Annotated in this window: 7 protein-coding genes and 2 pseudogenes; 7 read left to right on the top strand and 2 right to left on the bottom strand. The window is 68.3% G+C overall.

Going from position 1 to position 9,677, the window contains the following annotated elements; translation table 11 throughout:
• The 4 genes and pseudogenes from lepA to A9X03_RS04395 form a co-directional block, all read left to right on the top strand.
• Window positions 1-1,709: translation elongation factor 4 (gene lepA, locus A9X03_RS04410; RefSeq protein WP_068259853.1), on the top strand; the 1,709-nt coding region annotated here is incomplete at its 5' end.
• Between the two features lie 11 nt (window positions 1,710-1,720).
• Window positions 1,721-2,440, top strand: a complete 720-nt coding sequence (locus A9X03_RS04405) for a sensor domain-containing protein (RefSeq protein WP_067747654.1) — start codon at window positions 1,721-1,723, stop codon at window positions 2,438-2,440.
• Window positions 2,440-3,219, top strand: a complete 780-nt coding sequence (locus A9X03_RS04400) for a sensor domain-containing protein (protein WP_231969192.1) — start codon at window positions 2,440-2,442, stop codon at window positions 3,217-3,219. The genes A9X03_RS04405 and A9X03_RS04400 overlap by 1 nt, the downstream gene beginning before the upstream one ends.
• 321 nt (window positions 3,220-3,540) lie before the next feature.
• Window positions 3,541-4,176: pseudogene (locus A9X03_RS04395) on the top strand (sensor domain-containing protein); the annotation flags it as partial.
• 174 nt (window positions 4,177-4,350) lie between these two features.
• On the opposite strand, the gene A9X03_RS04390 reads toward A9X03_RS04395, so the two are convergent.
• Window positions 4,351-6,387 (bottom strand): glycoside hydrolase family 15 protein, encoded by a 2,037-nt coding sequence (locus A9X03_RS04390; protein ID WP_067747535.1) that lies wholly within the window; start codon window positions 6,385-6,387, stop codon window positions 4,351-4,353.
• A 65-nt stretch (window positions 6,388-6,452) separates the two neighbouring features.
• Complete coding sequence (locus tag A9X03_RS04385; protein WP_067747537.1) at window positions 6,453-7,688, bottom strand: FAD-dependent oxidoreductase; 1,236 nt, start codon at window positions 7,686-7,688, stop codon at window positions 6,453-6,455.
• A gap of 54 nt (window positions 7,689-7,742) precedes the next feature.
• Here A9X03_RS04385 and A9X03_RS04380 point away from each other — a divergent pair, with 54 nt between their 5' ends.
• The 3 genes and pseudogenes from A9X03_RS04380 to A9X03_RS04370 form a co-directional block, all read left to right on the top strand.
• Window positions 7,743-7,937 carry a hypothetical protein gene (locus tag A9X03_RS04380; protein WP_066952819.1) on the top strand — a complete coding sequence of 65 codons (195 nt, stop codon included), beginning with the start codon at window positions 7,743-7,745 and terminating at the stop codon, window positions 7,935-7,937.
• A gap of 317 nt (window positions 7,938-8,254) precedes the next feature.
• Window positions 8,255-9,286 (top strand): sulfate ABC transporter substrate-binding protein, encoded by a 1,032-nt coding sequence (locus A9X03_RS04375; RefSeq protein ID WP_067747539.1) that lies wholly within the window; start codon window positions 8,255-8,257, stop codon window positions 9,284-9,286.
• Between the two features lie 48 nt (window positions 9,287-9,334).
• Window positions 9,335-9,677 (top strand): annotated as a pseudogene (locus A9X03_RS04370) (molybdate ABC transporter permease subunit); the annotation flags it as partial.

Genomic DNA, 9,677 nt, shown 5'->3' with positions numbered 1-9,677 from the left:
GATCGATGCGCGCGCAGTACCTGGACCGGATGGACATCGAGCGCGAGCGCGGGATCACCATCAAGGCGCAGAACGTGCGGTTGCCCTGGAAGGTCGGCGACGAAGAGTACGTCCTGCACCTGATCGACACCCCCGGGCACGTGGACTTCACCTACGAGGTGTCGCGGGCACTGGAGGCGTGCGAGGGTGCGGTGCTGCTGGTCGACGCGGCCCAGGGCATCGAGGCGCAGACGCTGGCCAACCTGTACCTGGCGCTGGACCGCGACCTGCACATCATCCCGGTACTCAACAAGATCGACCTGCCGGCCGCCGACCCGGACCGCTACGCGGGCGAGATCGCCCACATCATCGGCTGTGAGCCCGGCGATGTGCTGCGGGTGTCCGGCAAGACCGGCGAGGGCGTCGCCGACCTGCTCGACCACGTCGTGCGCGAGGTGCCGCATCCGCGGGGCGACGCCGACGCGCCGACCCGCGCGATGATCTTCGACTCCGTCTACGACATCTACCGCGGTGTGGTGACCTACGTCCGGGTGATGGACGGCAAGATCGTCCCGCGGGAGCGCATCCTGATGATGTCCACCGGCGCCACCCACGAGCTGCTCGAGGTCGGCATCGTCTCGCCCGAACCGAAAGCCAGCGCGGGCCTGGGGGTGGGCGAGGTCGGCTACCTGATCACGGGCGTGAAGGACGTCCGCCAGTCCAAGGTCGGTGACACGGTGACGACGGCCCGGCACGGCGCCACCGAGGCGCTGACGGGATACCGCGAACCCAAGCCGATGGTCTACTCGGGCCTGTATCCGGTGGACGGCTCCGATTACCCCGTTCTGCGTGACGCCCTGGACAAGCTGCAGCTCAACGACGCGGCGCTGACCTACGAGCCGGAAACGTCGGTGGCGCTGGGCTTCGGCTTCCGGTGCGGGTTTTTGGGCCTGCTGCACATGGAGATCACCCGCGAGCGCCTGGAGCGCGAATTCGACCTGGACCTGATCTCGACGTCGCCCAACGTCGTCTACCGGGTGATCAAGGAGGACGACACCGAGATCGTGGTGACCAACCCGTCGGACTGGCCCGAGGGCAAGGTGCGCACGGTCTACGAACCGGTCGTCAAGACCACGATCATCGCGCCCAGCGAGTTCATCGGCACCATCATGGAGCTGTGCCAGGCGCGCCGCGGCGAGCTGGGCGGCATGGACTACCTGTCGCCCGAGCGGGTCGAGTTGCGCTACACGATGCCGCTCGGCGAGATCATCTTCGACTTCTTCGACTCGCTGAAGTCGCGCACCCGCGGCTACGCCAGCCTGGACTACGAGGAGGCCGGCGAGCAGGAGGCCCAGCTGGTCAAGGTCGACATCCTGCTGCAGGGCGAAGCCGTCGACGCGTTCAGCGCGATCGTGCACAAGGACGGGGCTTCGGCCTACGGCAACAAGATGACCACCAAGCTCAAGGAGCTGATTCCGCGCCAGCAGTTCGAGGTGCCGGTGCAGGCGGCCATCGGTTCGAAAATCATTGCGCGCGAGAATATCCGGGCAATCCGCAAGGATGTGCTATCCAAGTGCTACGGCGGAGACATCACCCGCAAACGCAAGCTGCTGGAAAAGCAGAAGGAAGGCAAGAAGCGGATGAAGACCATCGGGCGGGTGGACGTGCCGCAGGAAGCCTTCGTGGCGGCGCTGTCCACCGACGCCGGCGGCGACAAGGGCAAGAAGTAGCCGTGCTGCTGATGCGAGCCGTCACTGTCGTCGGTCTCAGCCTGCTGGGCACCGGATGCGTCACGACAGTGGCCGGAACCCCAACCCGCACCGGCCCTCTCGGCGCGTCCGCGTTGCCGCTCGAACAGGTCCTACCGGACGACGCGGAGGTCAGCGTCGCGGTGGGAAACGAGCTGCCGCCCCACAGTCCGCCGCTGGTGGGTGGTATCGAGGTGCTGCCCAACGGGATTCGTGACGCCGGCGGCGCCGCTCCCATCGAATGCCTCGGCGCCGTCGACCCGGCGATGCGCCTCGTCTACGAAACCGGCCCGGTGCGCCGCGTCGCGACGCAGCGCTACTGGAATTACGGCTCCGGCGTGCAGGTGTCCAGCGCAACGGCAGCGGCGATCGAGCTGGCGACCGCGTCCGACGCGCAGCGACTCTTCGCGTCCTTCGTGCAGCAATGGCAACACTGCACGGACACCACGGTCACCATGTACACACACGATGAGAGCGCCACCGAGTTGTACTCGAAGGTGACCGACGTCCGAGTCGACGGGCCGGTACTTTCCGCCACCGTCATCGCCTGGGACAACCATCACACCCCGCCAACCCCGGACGAGCGCGCGGTGGGCACCGCGGGCGACGTCATCGCCGACGTCAAGGTCGCCGTCGCGCCGCACGTGCAGGCCGGGACGCGGGCTGTCGACGTCGTTCAGGCGATGTTGCGAAAAGTCTCGAGCACCAACTGATGTCGATGCGCCGGACGATCCTCGCCTGCCTGTTGACCGTCGCGCTCGCGACGGGCTGCACGGTCGACGGCACCGCGCGGCCCGCGCCGAATCTGAAACCGCACCCGGTGATTGGGCAACCCGTTAAGAAAGTGCTCCTCGATGACGCTGAGCTGTCGAAGCTGCTGGGCCAGTCCTTCGGGAGCAAGAACGAACTCCCGGCGCGGTTCGGCGGTCCCGAGGTGCTGCAGCCGGCCTTCGGCGCGGCCTCGCCCGCCAACTGCGTCGGTGTCACCTCGATGATGGTGAAGGACGCGTACCGATCCGCCGACGTCAAGAACGCCGCGCGGGAGACGTGGTGGAACCAGCGCGGACCGGCGAAGGTGATCAGCGTCGCCGAGGGCGTGGTCGCGCTGTCCAGCACCGGCGGGGCCGCCGCGCTGTTCCAACAGTTTGCACAACAGTGGCGCGACTGTGAGGGCACGACCGTGACCATCGGACGTCCCAGCATCATCATCGACCGCCCCGCGATCGTCTTCTCGGACACCATCTCTGAGGTAAGGGTCTCCGAATCGGTTCTGGCCGCGACCGTTTCGATCGACACCCAATTGCCCGGCATACCGTCGAGCGGGCCCAGGCCCGAGGCGCGCGCCATCGGCGTGCGGGGGAACTGCCTCGTCGAAGTCGAAGTGGCGTTCTTCAATTCGACGCGCTCGTCGGATGAGGGCTCCGGCGATGTGCACCGCAGCGCCATCGACATCGCGCACGCCATGATGGACAAGGTCAGCGGGCTGAGCTGACCGGCAGCTGCCACAAACCTGGGACTTCTCTGGGGGTTGAGCTGTGCTCACGCGTGGGCGACGGCTTCGCCGCGCCGTCGAGCCTAAGCTCGGGTGAAGTGGGAGGTAGCCGAGAAGCGCATGGAAAGAATTTGCGGTAGCGAATTGCCGCCTTCTGCGTTTGTCGCCGTGGCGACCGGTAGAAGCGGCGGCCGGCGAGCACGTTGTTACGCCGTAGCACTCTTGGTCGTGCTGATCTCGGCCACGGGCTGCTCCACCACCGTCGGTGGCGCGGCGCGGGCTCCGGCGAACCTCACGACGCGATTCCTCGACGGGCACACCCTCGAGCGGGTGCTCCTCGGCAAGAGCGCGCTGTCCCGCGTTGTCCGGGAGCCCGTGGAACTCGACCCGGGTTTCCCACCGTTTGTCGGGGGACCCGAGATGTTGGGTCGCGTGCGGTCGGAGGGGTCCGAAAGCTGCCTCGGGGTGGCAGTGATGATGCGGGCGGGCGCCTATCGGTCCGCGAACGTCAAAGCCGTTGCCTTCACTACCTGGCGGCCCACTGCCCCGTCCGGCGCGGCGGTCATCCGCGTGCAGGAGGCCGCCATCGGCCTGCCCACGGCCGATCAGGCCTACGCGCTGTTTTCGACGATCGCCAGGCGGTGGCAAGAATGCGACGGAAAGACCGTCCCCATTGCGGGCGGCAGTCTGCCGCTGGAAGTGAAAGTGAGTCACGTGCAAAGCGCGAGTTCCGTTGTCGCCGCGACTATTTCGACACAGTGGAACATGCCACCGTCGTTTTCGCCGCCAGCGCTTCCCGCTGAGCGGGCTGTCGGTGTCCGGGACAATTGCCTCATCGAAGTTGAGGTCGACTTCTTCGACGCACCAAGCGCATTGCAAGACGGCACGCGTGATGCGAACGCCAGGGCGCTCGACATCGCCCAAGTCATGCGAGACAAGGTGAGCGCGCTGAGCTGATTCGCGGTGTTGATGGCGGCGACCCGCGTCGCCCGGCCTGACGGCCGCGCTCGCGATCGCCGCTACGGATGGCGGCGACCCGCGTCGCCCGGCCTGACGGCCGCGCTCGCGATCGCCGCTACGGATGGCGGCGACCCGCGTCGCCCGGCCTGACGGCCGCGCTCGCGATCGCCGCTACATCGGCGCGTTGGCGGGCTGGAACATCCCGGAGCCGTCGGCCTCCTCCTCGGCGCGGATCACGTGCACCACGGCGTTGATCAGCGCCAGGTGGGTGAACGCCTGCGGGAAGTTGCCCAGGTGCCGGCCGGTCCGTGGCTCGATCTCCTCGGCGTAGAGGTGCAACGGGCTGGCATAGGACAGCAGCCGCTCGCACAACCGCTTGGCCCGCGCCACCTCGCCGATCTCCACCAGGGCCGACACCAGCCAGAACGAGCAGATCGTGAACGTGCCCTCCTCGCCGGACAACCCGTCGTCGGTCTCCTCCACCCGGTAGCGCAGCACCAGGCCCTCCGAGGTGAGTTCGTTGGCGATGGCCAGCACGGTGTTGCGCACCCGCGGATCGTCCGGCGGCAGGAAGCGGGTCAGCACCACGAGCAGCAGCGAGGCGTCCAGCGCGTCGCTGCCGTAGCGCTGGGTGAACACCCCGCGGGCGTCCACCCCGTGTTGCAGGATGTCCTCCTTGATCTCCTCGGCGATCGCCCGCCACTGCTGGGCGTAGCTCTTCTCGCCCTGCCGCTCGGCCAGCTTCGCCCCGCGGTCGAGCGCGACCCAGCACATCACCTTCGACGAGGTGAAGTGCTGCGGCTCGCCGCGGACCTCCCAGATGCCCCGGTCGGGTTCTCGCCAGTGCTTGATGGCCTCCTCGACCTGCTTCTTGAGCACCGGCCACAGCGTCTCGGGGACCTGCTCGCGCGACTTGGCGTGCAGGTAGAAGGAGTCGAGGATGGAACCCCAGATGTCGTGCTGCACCTGGTCGTAGGCGCCGTTGCCGATGCGCACCGGGCGCGCATGGTCGTAGCCGGACAGGTGATGGAGTTCCTCCTCCACCAGGCTGCGTTCGCCGCCCACTCCGTACATCACCTGCAGCGGGTGCCGTTCGTTGCTGTTGGCGCCGGAGACGTCGGCGATGAACGCGAAGAAGTCGTCGGCCTCGCGGTCCAGTCCCAGCGTGTAGAGACCCCACAACGCGAACGTCGAGTCACGCACCCACGCGTAGCGGTAGTCCCAATTGCGTTCGCCCTGAGGCGTTTCCGGAAGCGACGTGGTGCTGGCCGCCAGCAGCGCCCCGGTCGGCGAGTAGGTCAGCCCCTTCAGCGTGAGCGCGCTGCGCTGCAGGTACGCCCGCCACGGGTGGTCAGGGAAGTTGCCGATGTTGATCCACTGCCGCCAGCATTCGGTGGTCTGCCACATCTTGTCGGCGGCCTCTTCGTAGGTCTGCGGCGCCGGATGCTTTGTCCAGCTCAGCGCGACGAACACGTCGTCGCCCTCTTTCATCCGGGTGCGCGCCCGCGCCTCGCGACCCTCCAGCCCGATCCGCAGGTTGCTGGTGAGCCGCAGTGTCGGGTGGGCGTCGGGCTGCTTGGTCGCCCGGGCCACCGCCTCGCCGTACGCATTGGCCGAGTACTCCCAGGTGGCGCCGACGCGGTGGTAGTCGAACGCGGGCTCGCAGCTCATCATCAGCTCGACCGTGCCGCTGACGCAGCGCACCGTGCGCAGCAGGATGTGCTCGGCGTCCCAGTCCATCGGGGTGCGGCGGTGCGTCCTCGACCGGCGCTCGATGTCGTGCCAGGGCCCCATCACCAGCGCGTCGCGCACGATCAGCCACCCGGTGTGGGTTTGCCACGTGGTCTCCATGATCAGGCTGCCCGGCAGGTAGCGGCGGGCCGAGGGCACCGAGACGCCGTAGGGGCCGAGCCGGAAATGGCCGGCGCTGCGGTCCAGGATCGCGCCGAACACGCTGGGGGAGTCCGGCCGGGGCACGCACAGCCATTCGACGGATCCGGCGGGCGAGATCAGGCACGTCGTCTCCCAGTCGGACAGGAACGCGTAGTCGGCGATCGGCGGAAACGGGTTCCGTAGTGCCCCGCTGGAAGCCAGGGGCGCCGGCGCGCTGAAGTCGATGGGTGACGGCAACGTCGCCGGGGCCGTTTCGAATGCCTCCTCGGGCATGGCGTCGGCGGGCTGGTCGTCGGGCTGAGCGTGCAGGACCATCCCGACATCATCATCTGTGGAGCGGTCCCCCGTCCATTTTTTCGCCGACGTGGCGTCACTCTGTGTCAACCGCGGCGTCGGGCGAACCTCGGGGCGTGCTCGGGCAGCGGGCCGATTGCGACGAGGTAGCCGAGCAGTCTCCGCAGGGCTGTGGAGCGGCCCACCAGCCGCACGCCCGGTGGCGCGCGGTCCTCGTTCCGGGCCACCGCCGCGGCGATCACGTTGGCGTGGATCCCCCGTTGCGCGGCCTGCAGCAGCGCGGTGGGCAGCCAGCGGCGCGCCTGCACCCGGGCCAGCCGCCAGACGGGCACCCGACCCGTGCGCAGCGGGCCGGCCAGGATGCGGGCGGCGGCCACCGCGTCGGCCACCGCGAGGTTGATGCCGATCCCGCCGACCGGCGACATCGCGTGCGCGGCGTCGCCGATGAGCAGGACGCCGTCGGCATACCAGCGGCGAAGCCGATTCAGTTGCACATCAAGCAGTTTCACGTCGTCGAATGACGTCAGCGTCCGCACGCGGTCACCCAGCCAGGGCACCATGGCGACCAGCACCCGGTGCAGCGCCTCGATGCCCTCGGCCCGCAGCTGGGTGTCGGTTCCCTTCGGGATGATGTAGGCGATCTGGTAGTAGTCGCCGCGATCGATCACGATGACCGCGTGCCCGGCTCGCAGCACCCCGCCCAGCCCCCGCGGATCCCCGGGATGGCGGGGCAACCGGAACCACCACACGTCCATGGGCGCGCCGAAGCTGTGCGGTTCGAGGCCGACCGCCGAACGCACCGTGGAGGAGCGGCCGTCGCAGGCGACGGTCAGCTCGGCGCGCATGCTCCCAACCTCGCCGGTCTGGTTGCGGTAAGTGACGCCGACGACCCGGTCTCCGTCCCGGATCACGCCGGTCACCTCGGTGCTGCGCAGCAGCCGGAAGCTCGGCTCGGCCTCGGCCGCGGTGGCCACCAACTCCAGGAAGTCCCATTGCGGCACCAGGGCGATGTGCTTGTGGGCGCCGGGCAGGCGGGTCAGGTCGAGCGCCACCGGTTCGTTCTGTATCTCCATGCGGACGGTGTCGATGAGGCGATGCGGGATCTGCGCGAACCGCGCGCCCAAGCCCAGCTCGTCGAGCAGGCGCAGCGTGCTCGCGTGCACGGTGTCGCCGCGAAAGTCGCGCAGGAAGTCGGCGTGCTTTTCCATCACCGTGACGTCAACGCCGGCGCGGGCCAGCAGCAGTCCCAGCACCATCCCCGCCGGGCCGCCACCGACGATCAGGCAGGCCGTCGCCCCGGGCGCGGGTGGCGGGGCGGACATGCGCCGATCTTGGCACATTGGAATTCCACTGCACGGCCGAATAGGGTGAGCCGCGTGACCGCGTTCCTGAATTGGTGGGACGGCAACGAGCTGTGGCTTTCCGGGCTCGCTTTCGTGCTGCAAGCCATGGTGGTGATGCCGGTCGTGCTCGTCGTGGCCGCGGTCACGGCGGGGCTGCTCGACGGCCTGCTTGGCAAGAGCATCGCCCTGATGCGCCGGGCCCGCCACGCCGGTGAGGCGCCCGGGTAACCCGCATGCCTCGGTCGCACGTGACGTTGATTCTGGTCGCGCTCGTGGTGCTGGTCATCGTCGCGTGGTGGCTGACGCACTGAGCGCGGTTTGCCGGCTCGGCCCCTCGAGCGGTGGCGGGCATGCCGATTCCTGTTAGGCTTCCCGCCATGCATGTGACATCCGGTGTGGAACGCCATGTCTTCGTGCACTGTTGTCGCTGACTGCCAAACCCGTGTGCGGTCTGGTATGGGGTTCGTGAGGTCTCCCTCCGTTTAAAGGCGCCTTTCCGCAGCAACGGGACAATCGTCCGTAAGTCCCCGTCCTGGAAGGCCCGAATGCCCAACCACATCGCAAGGCGTTGGCGACCGGCGACCATCTTCGCCCTCGTCGTGGCGGTCATCGCGGGGTGTAGTGGTGGGCCCAGTGACGTCGTGGGGGGGAGCGGCCCGAACAACGCGCGCACGAGCATCACTCTGGTCGCCTACTCGGTCCCAGAACCCGGCTGGAGCAAGGTGATTCCGGCGTTCAACGCCGCCGAGGAGGGCAAGAGCGTCCAGGTGATCACCTCCTACGGCGCCTCGGGCGACCAATCGCGCGGAGTCGTCGACGGCAAGCCCGCGGACGTCGTGAATTTCTCCGTCGAACCCGACATCACCCGATTGGTGAAGGCGGGCAAGGTCTCCAAAGACTGGAATACCGACGCCACCAAGGGAATTCCGTTCGGTTCGGTCGTCACCCTGGTGGTGCGCAAGGGCAACCCGAAGAACATCAGGGACTGGGACGACCTGCTGCGGCCGGGGGTGGAGGTCATCACGCCCAGCCCACTTAGTTCGGGATCGGCCAAATGGAACCTGCTGGCGCCGTACGCGGTCAAGAGCGAAGGGGGCAGCAACGCCCAGGCCGGCGTCGAGTTCATCAGCAAGTTGGTGCATGAACACGTCAAGCTGCGTCCCGGTTCGGGGAGGGAGGCCACCGATGTTTTCGTCCAGGGCAGTGGGGACGTGCTGATCAGTTACGAGAACGAGGCGATCGCCACCGAGCGCGCAGGCAAGCCGGTCGAGCACATCAACCCGCCGCAGACGTTCAAGATCGAGAACCCGGTGGCGGTGGTCACCACCAGTCCCCACCTGGACGCCGCTGTCGCCTTCAAGAACTTCCAGTACACGGCCGCCGCGCAGAAGGTGTGGGCACAGGCCGGTTTTCGGCCCGTCGACCCGGCCGTCGCCGCCGAATTCCGCGCCCAGTTTCCGGCGCCGGCGAAACTGTGGACGATCGCCGACCTCGGCGGCTGGACCGCGGTCGACCCGCAGCTTTTCGACAAGAGCACCGGCAGCATCACCAAGATCTACACGCAGGCCACCGGATGACGGCCGCGATCACGCCTGACCCCCAGGCGATCAGGCCCGAGCTCGGCGATCCCGCCGGTTACCCCGGGCGCGGGCCGGTCAAGGCCCGGCGGGCCCGCGGCACCACGTCGCTGCGCGTCGGCGTCGCGACGCTGTGGCTGTCGGTGATCGTGCTGCTGCCGCTGGCCGCGATCGCCTGGCAGGCCGCCGGCGGCGGCTGGCACGCCTTCTGGCTGGCCGTCAGCTCCAACGCGGCGCTGGAGTCGTTCCGGGTGACGCTGACCATTTCCGCCGGCGTTACCGTGGCCAACCTGGTGTTCGGCCTGGTGATCGCCTGGGTGCTGGTGCGCGACGACTTCGTCGGCAAGCGGCTCGTCGACGCGATCATCGACCTGCCGTTCGCGCTGCCCAC

Source organism: Mycobacterium sp. E1715 (genome assembly GCF_001667625.1).
Taxonomy (GTDB): domain Bacteria; phylum Actinomycetota; class Actinomycetes; order Mycobacteriales; family Mycobacteriaceae; genus Mycobacterium.
Note: the sequence above shows the minus strand (reverse complement) of the source record. Positions and strands in the feature narration are given on the sequence as shown.

Coding starts and splice junctions, on each gene's coding strand:
- A9X03_RS04405 (WP_067747654.1), top strand. CDS start 1,721: ATGCGAGCCGTCACTGTCGTCGGTCTCAGCCTGCTGGGCACCGGATGC.
- A9X03_RS04400 (WP_231969192.1), top strand. CDS start 2,440: ATGTCGATGCGCCGGACGATCCTCGCCTGCCTGTTGACCGTCGCGCTC.
- A9X03_RS04390 (WP_067747535.1), bottom strand. CDS start 6,387: ATGGTCCTGCACGCTCAGCCCGACGACCAGCCCGCCGACGCCATGCCC.
- A9X03_RS04385 (WP_067747537.1), bottom strand. CDS start 7,688: ATGTCCGCCCCGCCACCCGCGCCCGGGGCGACGGCCTGCCTGATCGTC.
- A9X03_RS04375 (WP_067747539.1), top strand. CDS start 8,255: ATGCCCAACCACATCGCAAGGCGTTGGCGACCGGCGACCATCTTCGCC.